The following is a 326-nucleotide window of genomic DNA, read 5'->3' as shown; positions in this document are numbered from 1 at the left end:
TCCAGTGCAGCGCTGGCGGAGATGGCGGACGCCGTGCGCGCGTACCGGTTGGCGGGGGCGCGGGTGTACCGGGCGCTGACCGCGCTCAAGACCTCTGACGCGTTGGCGGAGTCCGGCTACCGGCACCTGTCGCGGCTGTTGGCCGATCACGTGCGCCTGGACCCGGCCGAGACCAATCGGCTGGCCAAGCACGCCGCCGCGCTGCACGAGACCACCTCGCCGTCGGGGGCGGTGGTGCCCGCGGACCTGCCGGCCACCAGCTCCTACGTCGATGACGGCACCGTGGGTGACGGGCACGTCGAGGTCATCCGCGACACCATGATCCG

The 326-nt window shown here is 72.7% G+C and carries 1 protein-coding gene; it reads left to right on the top strand.

The genetic code is table 11. The annotated features are described in order from the left end of the window. A partial coding sequence (locus QRT03_RS32050) for a DUF222 domain-containing protein (protein WP_286057233.1) occupies nucleotides 1-326 on the top strand: 326 nt, incomplete at both ends.

This window comes from Actinomycetospora termitidis (assembly GCF_030286555.1).
In the GTDB taxonomy this organism is placed as follows: Bacteria; Actinomycetota; Actinomycetes; order Mycobacteriales; family Pseudonocardiaceae; genus Actinomycetospora; species Actinomycetospora termitidis.
The sequence above is the reverse complement of the archived record's forward strand: the minus strand, read 5'-3'. Positions and strand labels throughout refer to the sequence as shown.